The following is an 18,628-nucleotide window of genomic DNA, read 5'->3' on the forward strand; positions in this document are numbered from 1 at the left end:
TTAAAAGCTAAGTAAATGGTAGCCTTGCTGCTTAAATTGCAGTTAGATCTTTCACAATTGACCAAGTGAGAAATACTGCAGCTATTTTAGGTAGCATACATGGTAGGTATTTTTATGACATTTTGACCTTGATGCCGTATATGCTCTTTACTGAGCATTACAAACCGATGAATGTGACCTACACCATGTATACTTAGTAATTTCTAATAAGAGACACAAGGGTAAGGTTCGCTAAAAAAAACTAGCCTACAGAATTGTATTATTTACCCAAAAAAAATAAGCCGCCTTACTTTCTAAAGTTAAGGCGGCTAGATAAGCTTAAGCCGATCTTGAATCTATCTTATTATTAATCCACTCTGCAATCTCGCTTGCTACCCATACTACCCTTACCTGTGTCAGTTGAACCTTCTTAGGAAACGTTGGGTCGTAACGATCAGATTTTTCATTGACCATCTCGTAGATTGTAGAACGACTAAGACCGGTATAATGACCAACATCTTTAATACCCAGTAGCTGCGGTATATGATTGCATTGCTCGATTACTGGTTGTGTAGCGTTTAACTGTTCCATGGTGTTCTCCTTTATAAGTTAATGAGAGCGTCATCTCTCATACAGTTAGGGAGTCCCATATTTTTTTACGGCATCCCATGTAGTCCAGTGACTGGCCTTGTATGAAACAATAAAAGAAGGAGCTGAATGATCAGCTCCTTCTTATGTCGCATCTCTAGCCCGATGGTTTTAGCTCACTGCTGTCACGCTTTTTCGTAAGCCTTGCTCAATGCTAGTCACGTTATGGGCGGCTAACCCATTCTGATAGCTACCCTGCTGATTGCTACTGATGTCATCTGTCTCAATTGGATAAAACTCTTCGACCACATCAAGTAGACCATCGCTATCAACCTCAAAGCACGAATTGCTATAACCACCCTTAGCCGCTTCCTCTAATGCTGCTTGATCAAAGCCGTGTTCACTAAGCTCCGCATCTATCGCTTGTGCATCCTGCACCGCTTGCTTTAGTGTCACCCCATCACGTAATGTTAAGTCAACAAAGTAAATCGGCGTTCGATAGCTTTGTGTGGTGCTTTTACCTCTCAACGTTAATTGCAGTGGCAAGCATGACAGCTTATTGCCTGACACCGCAGCAAAGTAGCTCAGCCTTGCGGCAAGTGTACGAATGCTATTAAAGCCTGTGGTGCGAAAGATAAACGTGCCCAGCTCATCTTCTTCAGACAGATTCACGTAGAGTCTGCCATATGGCTTACAGGCTCCGCCTTGCGCTAATGGGCAACGGTCTGGTGATGGGCATGGCAGTGTTTCCACACCATTGTTTGTACGACGCTGGCATTGTTCACCGTCACCGACGCATAACGGTCTGCCCGTTTGTCTATCAAACAAGGTATATTCAGCTCGTAGGTTTAATTCAGGATTATTAAACAGCATACGAACGGGAATTTGCCTCAATTTACCGTCATTATTTTCGCGTAGCTTTGCATCGAGTGGGTGGTTTACCCAGCCGTCCTTATTTTGGACTTGGCTGGTGATGGTGAATTGATCGTCTTTGGCAGGGAGACGTTTGCCATCTTTGACGATGACACGTCCAATGCTGATACGACCTAAAACTGGTGGAGTAATCGTTAGACCTTTAATCATAGTGATATTCCTTATATGTTTTAGTTAGCCATAAAAAGCCCACCGATTAGGGTGGGCTGTTATGTGCTTACTTTAATCGATTATCTTTGATCGGTTGATGAATGTATTGATGGTTAAGTAATTGATGGCTTAATCGTTTAAGACCACAAAGCGACGACTACCTTGACGGGTTTGACTGAATGTAGCTAATAGCTCAGGATGGGCTTTAATGACAGCTTTACTATCCAGACCGACACTGTCTTTCGAGCGCTTCCATGAAATAGCTCCTTTCTCAAATACAGCGACCTCATTGTCGGCAATTAGCGTTTGCAGCTGGTGCTTTACCTGATCATGACGCTGCTCTAACTCTTGCATGTAATCACGATAACTTAGCAGTTGCTCAAACAGTTTATTAGCGCCATCATCATCCGTTAGATCGACCTTGCTTGAAGGCTTAGTGTTTGGATACAGCTGTTTTAAGGCTCTTGCTGCTGACTCACTATGATCAGGCGTTGGCGGGGTGTCGGTCTGCACGTATTGCCAGAACAGGCGCTCATGCTCCATGATGGACTGGATTAAGCGTTCGTCACGCTCAACTTTATAAATCTTCGCTTCATGACCACATAGCAGCACGCAGATGTGAGCAGCCTGCTTACCCGTAACCGCTAATTGATGTTGCACTTGGCAGGTGACATATAACGGAACACCATCCTTCCACAGCTTGGCACCATGCTCCCCAGCAGTTTTACACTCTAATATCTGTACTTCATCACTACCAGTGATTGCATAGTCTAAATTGGCGAGCATAAAGTGCTTGTCAGGATTAGGATGCTGCAAGATGGCGTTTACGCGGCGTACCTTATTGCCTGTATGCTCTTGATAGTATTTAGCCACCATCGGCTCTAAGGTATTGCCCCAGTATAGTGGCGAGTAGCCCTCGATGCTCTGATCGATATTTGAGCTCATGCGTCCTGTCTTAATCATCCATAGCTCAAGCATAGATATGTACGGATGGATACCACAAGCGGCAGCAGCATCAGAGCTGCCAATACCTTGCTTGCGAAATTGTAGCCAGTCTTCACGACTTAACGATTTGGTGTTAATCAAACGCTTAGCTGTGGTTGATGTATTTGCTTGAGTAGGTCTACCAACCGCTTCATTTTGCTTTAGCGTGAGCTCTGCTGGTTTGCCCTTGGTTTCAGGCTTAGCAGTTCGCGATGCTTTACCCTTAACGGTTGCACGCTTAAGTCTTGGCTGAGTGGTAGTTGTATTGTTTAATGCGATCATGTTCATGATGAATTCCTTCGTTAGATTTATTATTAATAAGTAATGCGGTACTTTGTTTGATTGACGGCATAAAAAAACCACGCGCAAAGGCGTGGTTGATTCATCAAGTAAACAAAGTCATTAAGAGACTAGGCAATTAAGCGCAGCGCTTCATCGAGGCTTTTATCTTTAAGCTTTGCTCCGGCACCAAACCAAGCTGAGTCTAAGCGATGGTCCCTCGACATGGCACGGCGTTCATGATCAATAAACTCCGTCATGGCAGACAGCAAGCCATAAGCGGTGTCTTTAGCGGAGGCTAGATCCGCTCCTCGACCTTGACCATTAAACATAGTCATCACCTGATTCATCGCTTTAGCATTCGGAACCGCTTCCTTTTCCTTCTTAGCCGTATTAAATAAAATGAGGCCATCGTCTTTAACATCGTTAAACACGCGGTTTAAATAATTGGCGGCTTCTGCTTGCGTCACTCGTCTATTGGTTAATTGCTTCATCTCATAATTAAAGTCATCCCACTGACTAACAGATACGCCTAGTTGCCGTTTTACTTTGTCTGCATCAAAGGTGGTGCTATGCGGTACTTTCACCACGCCTCCTGAGCCATCAGCCAGACTGATTGCTAAGGTGTTATTACACACCACACGGATATTGGTAAACTGTGCGGTAGTGGCAAGGGTGCCATCACAAGCGGTTGCAAGGAGCAAATAGCCATGACTAACATCACCACCTTTGAGTGTTGCAGACTGACCAGTACGAGCCAATGCCCAGAACTTACGACCACCTTTTAAAACCCCTGCCGTTTCAAGCTCAAAGTCTGCTTGTTCAGTCAGATCCCGATAAAACTCTAAGATCTCATTCGGTTGCACTTCTTGATAGCGCTGACTGACCACTGATAATGGCTCTAAGTTATCAGAGCGGTAAAGCACCTTATTGGTGTCAAAAGGCATGATTAGACTTTGTCCTTTTTCATTGTTCGCCATATAGCTGACGTCTGATGATTCAATACGCCAATCCATTCCCGCCTCACGTGCCCAGACTTCGATAGGCTGCTTGGGAGATAGCTCGTTGCCAAGACCGTGCCAAGGGGTGTCACCGACGTACGCCATAGATTCGAGTAAATGTGCCATGAGAATATTCCTTTTATTGTTGAATAAAATAAGTGGTTTGATTGATTTCATGCTTTGCTACATGAGTCATTGAGTGATTAAATAAATGAGGGCGTCAGAGACTAAAGCTATGCTGACAGGTACTGCACAAATAGCGCGGCAGGACAGCCGATATAATGAGTGGCGGCTGCATCAGTCTTTGTTGTGCCAGATTAATAACGGTGGCAATGGCGCTGCCTGCGACCATGCCAATCATGGGATTGATCTTGTAGTACTTGCAGACGCTCACACCAAGACCAACGAATAGCTTTGGTGAGCACAGATGCTCTGTTATTCCTTGCGTACTGGTCTCTATGTTTTCGATAACGTGGGCTGAATGACAGCTCGGACAAATAGGTTTCATAGTACCTCCTTGATAATGGCGCATAAAAAAGGCCTGCTACAAAGCAGACCTTGATGATACGTTTAGGATTAGATTGATAAGGCAACGCTGACATCGATGCTCATCTCATATGGATGCTATATATCTGTAATTATTTTGATATGGATGGTAAGCCTCTACGTTTAGGCGTTCTATAAATACCGTGACCAAAGGTGCGCATGTTTGGCATCCACAGTTTAAGTTGCTGTTCATGCTTGCTTGGTTTGGTTAGATATAAAGCTGACGTTATCGCGTTTTCAACTTCCCTAGGATTATCACGATGGATCATGCCAATACCCAATTTGCCATTTTGCTCATACTTCTGCTTAGTCTCTGCATCGTGATAGTTATAGTACTCACCTAGGCCACCTGTCATCATTTTCCATTTTTCACCTACCTCTTTTGCTAGATACCAGTCATTTCGTCTTTCTGAGCCATCGAATATTAGGAGTAAATGACAGTGCAATCCGCCCTCAATACCGCCTTGTTCAAGAGCCCATGCATTACCTTGAAGATGTTCAAAGCACGTTTTCTTATTACTGATCAGCTCTCTAAACTTTCTCATGTGTTGGTCAAAACTATCAATGGACACATGATGGCTGGTTTCCTCTGCGTACTTTAGATCGATACGAATAAAGAGCAGTCTTGAATAATGGCTAGTCAGATTATTTACATAACACTCTAACTGTCTCTTATTTTGAGATTCCTGATAAATGAACGCCTGACGTTCATTATTAATATCATTTTTATAGCATGACAGTATGTTGATAAAACACTGTGTTTTATCATGGTCCCAAATCACGTTCTTTGGATAGGTATCACCAACGATCGCTTGAGTGCTACTAAAAAATGCTAACACTGCCTGTGAATAAAACAACTCAGTATTGAGATGATTCATAAACAGGTTGTACAAACCGTTCAGTTTATCCATGGTCTCATCAAAGCTGATGGTATTTGCCAGTATATCTGTAACTAGACTATGAACATTAGCGACAACTAGCGGTTGGTTGAGATGTGAATACGGCATGGTAGTGCTCCTATGAAGTTGGTTTCATAGGGTAAGGTCAGTCTGTATTTTTATAATATTCGCTGAGAGCGCAACTCTCAGCACTAGAATAAATGATGACTGTATTATTAATAATATATATAACCCACTAAGGGGGATATGCTAAAGAGAAGCTTTTTGCTTGTGTGGTTAAGGTTTTTTTATCAGGGCTAATGGTAGATTGCTGTCTGCGCTGGAGTTTTTATTAAGATGGAGTTAGCGGACTGGATCTGTTACAACATGCCATTAAGTGTTCTTGCTTAGTGATGAAATCACCCATTCAATTGAACGCAGATAACGCCTAAAAGAAGCATTTATATTAGGCTGCATTTACTCATACTTATTGCTAGAACGAAACTTATATACAAGGTATAGTCAAAGCAGAAAGATGAAAGAATAAATTTAGTCTATTTTAAGCTAAAAAAGAGCATAAGACTGCTCATGCCTCTATATTAGGGAGTTTCTATGTAGTAAATACATACTTTTTTCCTACTAAAATAGACTATTAACCCACTTTTTAAGAGTTTTCTTGAAGGAAATCTGGCTATGATATACGCTAATAATTCGAATTATAATGATGGGAGTTCGGCTCATATTGATGATCGGCTGAGCGACAATTACGAAACCTCGGTTGAAAAAAGTGGAGATGTTTCGACGGCTTTAACAGCTACATCTGATAATAATGGGGTTTTAATAAAAGTGGATAATCAGCCATCTGCTAGTTTAAATCAAGAAGTGCTAAATCAAGCTAATGCATATTTCTTGGCTCAGCAATATAAATTTAGTACTGACTCGTATTTTTACCAGGCGAAGCAAAGCTGGAAGAACTTAGAGGACTTTTATAATACGATTGGACGTTTTAATGAGGACGATTGCAAGAGCTTGGTATTTGCGCACAATATGTATTTGGGGTATTTATCAGATAATATCGAGTTTGATAAGGGAGCCTTCAAATCCACTTTGATCAGGATATTCAAGTCTCAACCATATCCAATTCCATACTTTCACGAGCTAATGCAATTTAAAATTAATAACCAGCTGCCAGATAGCTCATTGAACTGGATAAAAGGTGATCTCCGTAGTGCTCTGCATATCGCTTATTTAGTTCGAGGTATTTTTTACAATAAAACTATGGTTGGAGGTAATGAGTTAATTGTGCACATTTTAAATTACTTAAAGCATGAGACCATTAATTTCAATTACAACCCTCTTATCTTACCGTACTATGCAAACCCCGTAGACGTAAACAATCATCCGTTAATTGGGCGTATAGAAACAATCAAATCCAACTATTTTAGAAACCGCACTGACAGAGAAATCAAGTGGCTTAAGGGTGATGATAATGATCAAATTGAATGGGCTTATAACTATTTAAGCTCAAATAAGAGAGACCACTTCATACTTCAGAATGTTTTCATACCCTCTTCTCTAGAAGACAAGTACAATTTAATTTTAGCAAGTCTCGATGTCCTATCAAACGTAGATTACACGTATGAAATCTTTACTCAAAAGATAGATACAAATGACCCTACAATTGATTTTGAGTCAATATCAGAAATATCATATAGAGCTAAAATTATAGATAACATGAAAGACGCATGGATTAAAATCTCGGCGAGCAACAAGAACGAAGATTTAAGTGAAGTCAAGATATATAAGAAAAATCAAGATCAATTGGATTCTATCATCAAAGCTAAAGGAACGACTGCCAACAAAGTTATAAGCCAAATAATTGAAGATGCGTACAAAAAAACTTTCAATAAGGGCTAGATAACTTAGGCAGATAGGGTTAATCGTCTAAGGATAGCTTTTGGTCGATAGTATGTTGAAAATTTCAATTTATGTACACCCCTATGTACACTATTAAAATTAAATAATAAATTAACTTTTTAAATCAATAGGTTATAACGCAATCATTGTTCCGGCTCCGGGTACCATTACATTGAAAGGCTTCCAAGCAATTGGAAGCCTTTTTCTTATGGTGTCGTTTTTTCATTAGATTAATAATTCCCTCGTTTATTGCTAGCGAAAATATTCTGAGAAAATAACTGTTTTATAATATTTGTCAGTCTAGACCGGTTAATCATAGTTTTAATTTAGTTGAAAGCTCATACTTCATACTTGCTAATAAATTGAAGCCAAAAAAATCCGACCCCATGAAGTGATCGGACTTTTAATATTTGGTGAAGATGGCAGAAACTAACTATCAATCACAAACCATTGATATTAAAAGTTTTAAAACATCAATGATATCAACCATTATTCTTTATTATTACTATTTTAAAATACCTAATTAGATTTTTCATTTCTAACGTGATACATGACCTATGCTTTCATAACATGTATAGTTCTGAGAATTAAAAGCCTGCCTCGGCCTGTGTTATCGCTACTATCTTAATTGGTACTGCACACGACCAAGCCATGCCAGCTGTACAATAAAACATACCATCCCTAAAAGACACTACACGGGCTGTAAAATCATTATTGGCTAAATAGGCCATAGCATCCTGATCGCAACCATCATCTACCGCACACCAGACCTCTTGATGACCCTCTTCCAACATTACACGAGTTAGTTCACTTCCTGTAATTGCTGCATCCATACCTATAGCTCCTAATCATATTTTACGATTATTAAGCCAAACAAGTGGGTATATAAAAGCTATACCTTGACCATCTCTGAGACTTTCGCATTTATGATTTTGTATTTTTAAATCATAACGGTACAGTAGACGTGCCTAATACTATTTTTTAATACATAGTATATATCTTTATTCACAATAATGAATATGATTTATAGTCTAATTATCAATTAACTATACTATAAACTAATGTTTATTAAAATAATATTAATTAAATTAGAATTTTTCTATAACCCCACTTCTTCTTGAGTAATTTCAACCTTTTTAATTGGTATCGCGTATTTCCATCTACCACCTTCTTTACAGAGAAAGTGACCATCCTCAAATGCCACAATATGCATTATAAAGTCACTGCTGACATTGATAATAGTCTCCAGAGCATGCTCAGCACTTTTATGACTCACAGCGCACCACACTTGCTCATCACCGCGCTCTAGCATAGCTCTAGTTAAATCACTCCCTGATAGTCTATTATTCATGTCTCAACCTTTATTTCTAACAGTTAATTTCAGCTTCCAATCTTATACTTTAATAATATGTTTTTATGTCTACTAATGTTCACGTATTGTATATAGCATATTGCGTTCGGTAAACTGACGTAAAGAGAACTCATAATTCTAGTTAAGAGAACCATTTCGTATTTTGATAACTATCAATCTCATGTATAGCCTTATTATCCCACCCGTCATCGAGGTATTGTTCTACTGGCTTATTAATTAACTTATTTGCAAGCTTTGAGATTGTAGGATGATTAACGTCCTTGCAATTTTTCCGGTTGAAGCTTTAAAGAATACATACTGATCTGAAAAGCCTAGTTCTTTGATCTCCTCCAATACTTCTATTGCTTGCGGTTCTATGGGCACAATGTGCAAACACCTAGTTTCACCAATAAAACCCCATCATAAGCATTGATGTCTTTTAATAGTTTAGGTAATTACTGGCTTGTGATACGGCTATGATTAATGGTTCTATGTGGTTTGATTGCTTCGGCTAAATCGGTGGCTGGGTTGTGCGTGGCTAGTCCATTGAACCGCCCTAGGATTATCGGAGACTCAACATTCCGAGAAACACGTCAATCTCAAGGCTGTTTATTATTATCCATATTAACCGGTATTGGCACTGAATAAGGTTGGGCTGGAGCGCCTTGCATTCTGTTAATGCTTTCTTTGTTTAGACCGATAAGCGCCTTAATCGTCCAATTGTCTTCAATGGACTTCTGATCTGAAACACAAGGCCGTAGCGATTGTTCAAACTCTTGCTTGGTCGTCTTATAGTCTGCCCATAACGAGTCTAGTATGCCGATATTGCTTTCATCTATACCGATGCCTTGAGTGGCTTCAGCTATGATTTGAGCGTAGCCTTCATGACTTTCTTCATCAGGTTCAATGAAGTTAAAACTTCTTTGTTGCTACTGCCCTACTCGCGCAGCTAACCAAATAAACACGCCACTACCTATAAACCAAAAAGACATAAGAACAAAAGTAAAAAACGAACCCAAAAGTAGCTTGTTATGCTTTTGGTACATCTTAAGCGCACTCTTGTCATTAATTAAAGGATACCAAGCCAATTGTGGTATTTTAAATGAACCATATTTTTTATATTTTAGGTGGTAGTTCATGTAAATGCTTGCCATTGCAATGATAAAGAAATGTATATCATAACCGTCCATCTTTTTATTATAATGTTTTTTGTCTGAATACAAAATGTAGGATATATCTTCCTTATTCCTTCTAAAATAAATGACGCACAGTTGATACGTTATCATCCATGTGACCATTCCACCTATACCAACAGCTATTGCAAGCCATCTAAAAATTTCTTGATAGTTCAATACAAGTGCTCCTATTGATAGATTAAATCAGCTAACTCTGCACCACCTACACTACCCCAATAGCCACCTGCGAGTCCCGCTCCAGCTGCCACTACGCCAACTACTAGAAATCCGATACCTCCTGTACCTATACCGAATGCTGTAGCTGCTAGCATCACTCCACCTGATGCAAGACCTGCACCTCCTAAGCTTCCTTCAAGCTTTAGAGTCTCTTTAATGATCGTTTTTTGAGTATGACTACTATCTCCTTTATCATACGCCACACTTACATTCATAGTTGCATCAGCAACGCTGACAGCTACAAGTAAATTACCTCCTACTCTTGTAAATTTATCTACTTTTCCCATATTCCTGAAGTTTTTTACGTAAGCTCTAATTCCTCCTTTATATGTAGGAGAACGGGCGTAGACGTTTTTCTTTATTTGCTGTCTTAGCTTTCCTGTTTGTATACCAGAGTTAAATTTAAAATAACTCTGTGAGAATGAATTATCAAAACTCTTAAATAGTTTAGCGTACTTTTTTTTGAATAATTTAAAGTTCTTAGGATTAGCGAATTTAGTCTTATTAGACTTTTCATACTCCATGGCTTCGACAATTTCTGCGTATGCTTCTGTTACCTTTTTATTACCTACTTCGTTGAAAGTAACTATTCCTTGGGAAGTTCCTGCAGCGATAGCTGCATAGTTAACACTATTTGAAGGTAGTTCAGAACTATTAGCTTTTTCTGTTAAAGCTACATATTCTGAACTCAAAAATACATCATGTAAGAAGTCTATATTTCTTGCAAATCTTTCACTATTAAAACCAAATTCTTTCTTTACTTTATCAAACTCAACTTTAGCCTCTCTAGCTTCTTGCTTAATCTTTTGCAGTTCAGAATTATTACTATTCGCAGTATTAGATAATATGACAAAGTCACCGGGCTGTAAGCTAAGAACTGGAGTGCCTGTCAAATGAGGATTATTAGCTCGAAATATATTTTCTTCTTTGTTCGTTGGCTCATACTTATATATTTTTCTAAGGAATTCTTTAACTGAATAATGTTCTTCAATTATTATCCATCCCACTTCAGTAGTGTCGAGTAACACTTTCTTAATAGTATTAGGATCTTTTTTAGTCCCTGCAATCGTTGTGTTCAGTTCATATTTACGAAACATGCCTTTGATTTTGTTAGGCTTAGCAGAAATGTTTTTGACTAACTGACCGTTAACCTTAATATGATAGTTAATGCTTTTAATATCACCTTTGGGTAATTGACGTTCGATAGTTTTGCCTTGATTGTTAAACTTTTGCTCAACGTATCGCTTTGTCTTTGTACCTGTTGTCCTTTGATAAGTCGCTTCTCCAGATTTATACTGAATCACTAAGTCATAGCAGAATTTGTGTATATCTACGGTAGAAGGAACTGCAAAAATAAGCCCTGTATATTTAGCTACCATAATTACTCTGCCTCCTCTACGCTATCATCGTCGTCTAAATCAATTTCTTCATGGACAATGGCATGCAGCTCATAGTTTTTCGATTCATCATCAACAATCAGATTTAACTTACCTTCATAATCAGTCGTGTGTATCTCGGTTGAACCATCAGGTTTAATCAGCATACATTTAGTAAAGGGAAGTGGATTATTATCTTGGTCATGGACGATATAGCGCAGATAGTAATCTAAGTTTTCAGGTAATTTGGCTGTTGGCAAATGCACAGCAGGAAAACTCAAACCACCCCCACTACCCCAATCCACCTTACTGGCCTTGTAGCCCACTTGACTTGGTGTGATAAAGGTCACATTACCACCCGATATCTCGATACCACTGCCCGCCGCTTTTAGGGTTAGCGTATCAGGCGCTATAATCTCAATACTGTCTCGACTATGGATACGCAGCACTTGCTCACTATCGAGGCGCATCTCATTCTGGTGCGCTTGAATGGTGACATCACCATGAGCCGCGGTATGGGTTTGCGCTTTGTTTGAGTAGTAATGAATATCGCCTGCGACCAGTTGATTCATCTGGGTTTGGCTATGATGATGAGTGTTATCTGTCGCATGCGCGTGAGTATTCTTAGTACTGGTATGCTGGCTATGTTGCCCGCTTAGTATGGCAAGATGACGTTGAGAGTCGATAAGCAAGTTTGGTTGTTGCCATTGACCAGCTTCGCTGAGCGCCCTGTCGTTGGTATCTTTGCTAAAATCGGCGAATGGGGTTTGAGCATCTTCTTTACTGTTACTCTTATTCTGGTTGCTCTTATTATTGCTACTGCCTTCTAGTCCCACTGGTCGATGAGTGTCAGCGAGCTGCGCGTAAGCTTGTTGATGCTGATCAGCGGTTTGTAGTTTGCTATGACTGCTGTGACTCATATGCTGCTTTGATTGACTGTCAGCTTGATGGCTGCTGATGTGTATGCCTGTACTCCCTTGTACATTAGCGGCAGCTTGCGTTTCAATGCTAATGCCTTGTCCGCGAGCTTGACCGCGAGTGTGGTCGCTATGCTGATATAGATGACCGATGGTTAAGCTAGACTGGAAGCTGCTGCTATAGAGGTTAATTTGTGGACTCTCAGAATGAGCATCAAACATCAGCTGGTTATAGCCGTTACTCAAGCTGTCTTTGTTGGCTTCTCCTGTGCGACTAGAGTCAATACTTTGAGTTCTGATGCCGTCTATGGGATAGGCATGGCTTTGATTGATGAACCAAGCTGGACTGGTGGCGTCAATGCTACCTGAGTCACTGACGATACTATTATGCTGAGCGTCACTATTACCTTGTCCATTATGAGTGCTACCAATGATAATGGGATGGGTGATGTCGCCACCGATGAAGTCGATGAGGACATGCTGTCCATGACGCAAGGGATGCGTTTGCCCCATGTGGTCGGCAACTAAGTGACTGGCGATGGGTATCCAGTGTGCGCTGTCGCTTCCATTACTGTCATCAGATTGCCAGTGATATCTGATATGTGCACGATGATTACGGTCATGGGTGATAGCACTGCTATTCGTATCAATAACACTGGCGCTCATTAGGCCAGTGAGGCTTGGATGCGGTTGTCCAAGTTTAGCAAGCTGTTCACCATAAGGAATATGATGATGATGCGGAAATGGCAAATAGCAAGCCGTAATTTGATGGACGTTGTTATCATCATTATCGTGGCTCGTATTAGGCTGTAAAGTAATGGGGTCAAAGGGTGACGTACCTAACCAATCGGTGGGCAAATGATTATTTATATGATGGTGAATGGAGACTAGGCTTATAGGCTCAGCCACATAAGGATTGCCCTCAATGTAATGAGCGCATGGCAGATTCAGATGACGAATATTGCCTGTTAGGCTGCCTAGATTGGCAAGCTGCTGCGCGTTCTGTTGGTAGCGGGTGGCAAGCCTATCGAGACCCGCATCATCAAAATAGATATGACTGTGCAAAAAGCGCTGATGAGTGCTGCTTGATGAGTTAATAGGTTGCTCGCTACTGCTACTGCCTGTATAAGTATCCATCAGACGGTTATCATAGCGATATAGGTTGCTTCGTTGGGTATGCTGAGCAATACGTGGACGAATGGCAGTGATGCGATCTTTTCTATCAGCGAGATTAGCAGGGTTTTGACTTAAGATGCTTTGAATATCGTTTGTGTCTGGGCGTAAGGCTTCAGCGTCGTGTGGCAATAAAACCAAAATATGCTTATCGCTCTCATGACGGTAGTAGCCAGTGACACCATAGAGGGCAAGGTATTGTGTTAGATAGGCGAAATCGGTTTGATTATACTGAACGCTATGCTGAATATGGTAGTTACTATCATCACTGAGGCGCTCGTCAAGCTCGATGTCCATATTATACGGGCTGAGGATTTGGCTAATAAGCTCACTTAAACTGAGATGATGGTGGCGGCGATTATGACTATTAAGACGTAATTGACTTAAGATAGGCTCGCAAATAATGCGATAGGCAGCCATACCACTGTTACTACCTACGGCAACTGCTTCAGTAATAATGCCGTGGCGAATTTGGCTTGGTAGCATAGGGTCACTAGTGTGCCAGTGTATGGCCATACTTTGCCCTAACCACTCCTTTATATCCAGCCCTACTTGTGGATGCAATAACGTGATACTAATACGGTAGCCACAATACAGTGCAAGTTGGCGCTGCTGATAAGACTGCGCTCGTTGATATTGATGGTAAGGACTTGGATAGGCATCAGGCGCTGGCATAAGCGCGGGTTTCTGCCAGACACTGTCTGGCAGCGGCATACCAAGCAAACTTTCGACAATATCTGCCTGTTGAATAAGACTGCTGGCAATATCAGGATGCGCACTACTAATTTGCAGATGGCGATTTTTTTGTGTCCATACCATGATAAGCCCTTCTTTATCAGTCCAAAGGTGTAAAGTTTAATATCACAAGATCACACATTCCGCAGAGATTGCCAGTGGAGAAACCGCCCCATCAATCCAACTTTAATGCTCATCATTAATAGCTATCGTCAGACGATTGTCGTTTCGGTTGAATACCAACCATGTCAGAGATCATGGATAATTGATCTTCGTTTTTAATGATATGAGCCAGCCATTGATCCAACGGCATATCGGCCCAATCAATCGCTCGACCCAGCAAAAAAGTCACTGGACTGTGTGGCTCATTGGTCGCAAAATACTCTTGGATTTGAGCCAGCAATTTAAGCGCTTGCCGACGATTGCTTTGATGATCGCGGTTACTAGGATTAAAATCAGTTAAGGTGACATTTTTTGTGCTAGCTAATGATTTATTACCGTTCGACTTCGTACTTTCATGATCATCTGTACTGCCTCCAGTATCGGCTACGCCCTCTTGGCTAATACTATTAGTAGTATCGGCATACTCTGGTAGCAGTGGGTGCAAATGTTGCTTCAATGCCATTAACAGATCCGTCACAGGCGCAAATACAGGTGCATCCATACCCATTAGATCATTGAGCTGATCAGTCAGTGCCTGCCACTGCTCAGTAACTTTATTGAGATTGCTCATGAGTGTTTTTTGCCAAGCTTTACTACTGTTCTTTATGGCATGGTTGTAGTCGCTTAATGTTAGTTGATTGGAGGTTTCGCTATCGGGGTTTTGCTGACGCTGCTTATCATGATCACGAGCAGTTAGGTAGTAGTTATAGTTATAGCTTTCTACCTTGGTATCAGCGAGTGATAGTTGCTTGATATCATCAGTGAGCGCTTTGACAAACCATGACAGCAACCCTGCCCTGATATCCATGCTCTCTTCTTCGCCATCTAGTGGCGGATACATGGTCAGCCAATAGTCATCGTTCAGTGTCTGCAATAGACTCAAACCTTGGCTAATACCCGCTAAATGATCGGTATGACTCAATGCATCCACATACCAAAGTGCGAGCTTCATATCTTTACTGGTATGGCTCAGCAACTCGGCACATTGGTTTTTGACAAAATCCCAGTCGGCGACTTTTAGCTCAGTGACCCAGTTTCCTTGCGCCAGTAATGGGTCATCCTCTTGACGAGCGGCCACGATAGCATCGATACGTGGATCAAAGATGAGATCTTCACCGACCCCATGATGGCTGCCATCGATTGGCGCGATAAGAGTATCAATATTGGTTGCTAAAAAGTTATCGGTATTCATTATAGTGCCTCTTCCTTAACAGCCTTTTTACTGACCGTTTTTTTCACTGGCGGTCTTTTAACAGCAGGCTCTTTAGTAGTAGCGTTTTTGGTGACAGACTTCTTAGCTGAAACTTGTTTGCTTGGCGCCTCATTAACTTTATCTTCAGTCTTATATTCACTGTATTGCGCTATTTGATTGAGCGCTACAACAGCTTCAGTATCAAGACGATAGGCAAAATTGTCGTCCTTATCGACAAGTACCGTGATATTTTTTAGCACACTCTGACTGTCATCATGGGCAAGCAGTTGACCCGCCAGCTGCGGTAGCAAGGTATGACTAATAATCGCATCGGCGTTACGTGCACCAGAATCGACTTCATGACAACGTGATAAAATCAGCTCAATTACCTCAGGATCAATGACACAAGGAATATCGTAATTATCACGGATACGGCCAGTGATTTTGTCGAGCTTTAAGCGAATAATTTCCGCAAGCGCATCATCAGTCAATGGATAGTAAGGAATAACGGTTAAACGACCCAAAAATGCAGGTTTAAAGACTTTATACAAATGCGGATTGATGACCTGTTTTAAGCTGTCGCTGTCTGGTAAGCTAAAATCAGTGATGGCTGGATCGGTATTGATACACTGCTGCATAATCGCGGAGGAACCAACATTACTGGTCAATAAGATCAGCGTGTTTTTGAAATCAATCAAACGCCCCTCACTGTCTTCCATTACCCCTTTATCAAAGACCTGATAAAACAAATCCAGCACGTCTGGATGGGCTTTTTCTACTTCATCGAGTAAGAGCACGCTATAGGGACGACGACGGATAGCCTCCGTCAATACGCCACCCTCACCATAGCCAACATAACCTGGAGGCGAGCCTTTTAAGGAGGCAACGCTATGTGCTTCTTGATATTCTGAAAGATTGATAGTGATAAGATTGCGCTCACCGCCATACAATACCTCTGATAACGCCAATGCGGTTTCTGTTTTACCAACACCACTTGGCCCTACTAACATAAAGACACCTTGCGGGCGACTAGGATCATCTAGCCTAGCTTTTGCAGTATGAATCCGCTTCACGATAGCAGCCACAGAATGATCTTGCCCAATGACACGCGCTTGCAAGGTATCAGCCAAATTTAAGATATGGTCTTTTTCATTACCTGCTATGTCAGTCAGGGGAATACCGGTCCAATCTGAGATAATCTGTTTTATAACCTGCCGATCTAATACAGGATGGATCAGGCGCTGCGTCTCTTGAATCTGTTTTAGCGACTGCTCGATATTTTGATATTCAGTTTGTTTGTCTAAGCGCTCTTTTACACTAAGCGTATTCGTATTAAAGGCATCATCTGCCTTGCCATTCAATTGCTGATTGATTGCATCAAGCTGATCATTGAGCTGACGTTGCTGCTGCCAGCGACTTGTCATGTCAGCGATGCTTTGTTTATTGGCCTGACGCTGCTCATCAAGCACAGCAATTTTTTGGCTGATTTTTTCTTTTTCGTCAACACCGCCAATACGCTCAAGCTGTTGACTAAGATTATTGATATGCTGCTCTAGTTGCACGCCTTTGGCTTGTAGTCTATCAAGCTGATTGGGCATGGCTGTCTTTGATAAGTTTACTCGTGCCGCTGCCGTATCTAGTACACTCACCGCTTTATCGGGTAGCTGTCGGTCACTGATATAACGTGCTGAGAGCTCAACGGCTGCTTGCAGTGCATCATCATCTATCAAAATCCCAAAATGATCCTGCATCTTGACACTCAAACCACGAATCATCGCCACCGCCGTATCGATATCAGGCTCATCGACTTTGACTACCTGAAAACGACGTGACAACGCAGCGTCTTTTTCGAAGTATTTTTTGTACTCCGACCATGTCGTCGCAGCAATGGTTCTAAGCTCACCACGAGCCAGCGCAGGCTTTAATAAATTAGCCGCATCATTCTGACCTGCCTGCCCGCCAGCGCCAATCAAGGTATGCGCTTCATCGATAAACAGGATAATCGGCTGTAGCGAGGCTTGTACTTCTTCGATGACTTGCTTGAGACGGTTTTCAAACTCCCCTTTGACACTCGCCCCTGCTTGTAGCAAGCCCATGTCGAGACTACGTATCGTCACGTCTTTTAGCTGATCAGGTACTTGACCGGCGACTATCTTTTGCGCCAAGCCTTCTACCACAGCTGTTTTACCAACGCCTGCCTCACCTGTCAAAATAGGGTTGTTTTGACGACGACGAATCAAAATATCGATCAGCTGATGAATTTCAAACTCACGGCCTATCACTGGATCTATTTGATCGGCACTGGCCTTTGCGGTCAAATCATAAGTATATTTATCTAGCGCAGGAGTTGGTATTTTGGTGGTCTGGCTTAGTTCTGATTGCGTGTCACTGTTATCAGACCTATCACTATTGGTATTGGCATTCTCACCTAGCGCCACCTTGGCTGATTGGATAGTGCCACTGCCTTCAGTACTGCCAAGACACTGACGCTCATAATCATCTTTTAGGGTAAAACGATCGATATACTGGAGCTGTTCAGGAAGGGTTTTTAATAATGGCTGATAACGCTCATACGCTAATAGCACGAGCAATATATGTCCAGAGCGGATTTCTAGAGGACTGTTATTATCACTTTTATTATATTGGCTACTGGCAAGCTCCCACGCATCTTCTAACAACGCCATCAAGCTTTGACTAAATACAGGCGTTAGACCTGTTGCCTGCCCAAAGGTATTGAGCGAATCTGTTATGTCTGCTAAGAGTGATTGCTGGCTAACCTTATTAGCTTTGAGTATTTGAGCCACATCATTGTACGGGGTAGCAATCAGTTCGTGTAGCAGATGAACCGTATCAACTTCACGGTGCCCGTTATTGATACAAAGTCTAGCTGCCTGCTGCAAACACTGTCGGCAACTTGGACTCAAGCGGGTAATTACAGCTTTTAACTGGCTCATAAACCTTTTCCTTTGGCATTTTTAATAGACTGCATATCATTTTTGTAAAACTAATTTATGGCTCTTCACAATAGGTAAAACCTATCTATATAAAACTTAGG

The 18,628-nt window shown here is 41.4% G+C and carries 14 protein-coding genes; 1 reads left to right on the forward strand and 13 read right to left on the reverse strand.

Annotation, left to right across the window (positions count from 1 at the left end; genetic code table 11):
- Positions 1-318: 318 nt before the first annotated feature.
- The 6 genes from JMX50_RS00095 to JMX50_RS00120 form a co-directional block, all read right to left on the reverse strand.
- Entirely contained in the window at positions 319-570 is a 252-nt protein-coding gene (locus tag JMX50_RS00095; protein WP_227670840.1) for a helix-turn-helix transcriptional regulator, read from the reverse strand.
- Positions 571-738: 168 nt separating this feature from the next.
- Positions 739-1,650 (reverse strand): hydrolase or metal-binding protein, encoded by a 912-nt coding sequence (locus tag JMX50_RS00100; protein ID WP_201627990.1) that lies wholly within the window; start codon positions 1,648-1,650, stop codon positions 739-741.
- 129 nt (positions 1,651-1,779) lie between these two features.
- A complete protein-coding gene (locus JMX50_RS00105) occupies positions 1,780-2,922 on the reverse strand; it encodes a YqaJ viral recombinase family protein (protein ID WP_201627991.1) in 1,143 nt (380 codons plus the stop codon).
- Positions 2,923-3,044: 122 nt separating this feature from the next.
- The gene (locus JMX50_RS00110; protein WP_201627992.1) at positions 3,045-4,040 is read right to left on the reverse strand and encodes a DUF932 domain-containing protein; all 996 of its coding nucleotides are present in this window, start codon (positions 4,038-4,040) and stop codon (positions 3,045-3,047) included.
- A 94-nt stretch (positions 4,041-4,134) separates the two neighbouring features.
- Positions 4,135-4,422: a hypothetical protein gene (locus tag JMX50_RS00115; RefSeq protein ID WP_201627993.1), complete on the reverse strand. Its 288-nt coding sequence runs from the start codon at positions 4,420-4,422 to the stop codon at positions 4,135-4,137.
- Between the two features lie 130 nt (positions 4,423-4,552).
- Entirely contained in the window at positions 4,553-5,467 is a 915-nt protein-coding gene (locus JMX50_RS00120; RefSeq protein WP_201627994.1) for an inovirus-type Gp2 protein, read from the reverse strand.
- Between the two features lie 564 nt (positions 5,468-6,031).
- Between JMX50_RS00120 and JMX50_RS00125 the strand changes: the two genes are divergently transcribed.
- Positions 6,032-7,255, forward strand: a complete 1,224-nt coding sequence (locus JMX50_RS00125; protein WP_201627995.1) for a hypothetical protein — start codon at positions 6,032-6,034, stop codon at positions 7,253-7,255.
- Positions 7,256-7,842: 587 nt separating this feature from the next.
- On the opposite strand, the gene JMX50_RS00130 is transcribed toward JMX50_RS00125, so the two are convergent.
- The 7 genes from JMX50_RS00130 to tssH form a co-directional block, all read right to left on the reverse strand.
- Positions 7,843-8,088 carry a hypothetical protein gene (locus JMX50_RS00130; RefSeq protein WP_201627996.1) on the reverse strand — a complete coding sequence of 82 codons (246 nt, stop codon included), beginning with the start codon at positions 8,086-8,088 and terminating at the stop codon, positions 7,843-7,845.
- 266 nt (positions 8,089-8,354) lie between these two features.
- Positions 8,355-8,606, reverse strand: coding sequence for a hypothetical protein (locus JMX50_RS00135; RefSeq protein ID WP_201627997.1), 252 nt, complete (start codon positions 8,604-8,606; stop codon positions 8,355-8,357).
- Between the two features lie 929 nt (positions 8,607-9,535).
- Positions 9,536-9,958, reverse strand: a complete 423-nt coding sequence (locus JMX50_RS00140) for a hypothetical protein (protein ID WP_201627998.1) — start codon at positions 9,956-9,958, stop codon at positions 9,536-9,538.
- A gap of 11 nt (positions 9,959-9,969) precedes the next feature.
- The gene (locus JMX50_RS00145) at positions 9,970-11,397 is read right to left on the reverse strand and encodes a hypothetical protein (RefSeq protein WP_201627999.1); all 1,428 of its coding nucleotides are present in this window, start codon (positions 11,395-11,397) and stop codon (positions 9,970-9,972) included.
- Positions 11,398-11,399: 2 nt separating this feature from the next.
- Positions 11,400-14,303: a type VI secretion system Vgr family protein gene (locus JMX50_RS00150; RefSeq protein ID WP_201628000.1), complete on the reverse strand. Its 2,904-nt coding sequence runs from the start codon at positions 14,301-14,303 to the stop codon at positions 11,400-11,402.
- A 115-nt stretch (positions 14,304-14,418) separates the two neighbouring features.
- Positions 14,419-15,573, reverse strand: coding sequence for a type VI secretion system protein TssA (tssA, locus tag JMX50_RS00155; protein WP_201628001.1), 1,155 nt, complete (start codon positions 15,571-15,573; stop codon positions 14,419-14,421).
- Positions 15,573-18,527 carry a type VI secretion system ATPase TssH gene (gene tssH, locus JMX50_RS00160; RefSeq protein ID WP_201628002.1) on the reverse strand — a complete coding sequence of 985 codons (2,955 nt, stop codon included), beginning with the start codon at positions 18,525-18,527 and terminating at the stop codon, positions 15,573-15,575. Before tssH ends, tssA begins: the two co-directional genes overlap by 1 nt.
- Positions 18,528-18,628 lie beyond the last annotated feature (101 nt).

Origin of the sequence: Psychrobacter maritimus, assembly GCF_904846345.1 — a bacterium.
Classification (GTDB): Bacteria; Pseudomonadota; Gammaproteobacteria; order Pseudomonadales; family Moraxellaceae; genus Psychrobacter; species Psychrobacter maritimus.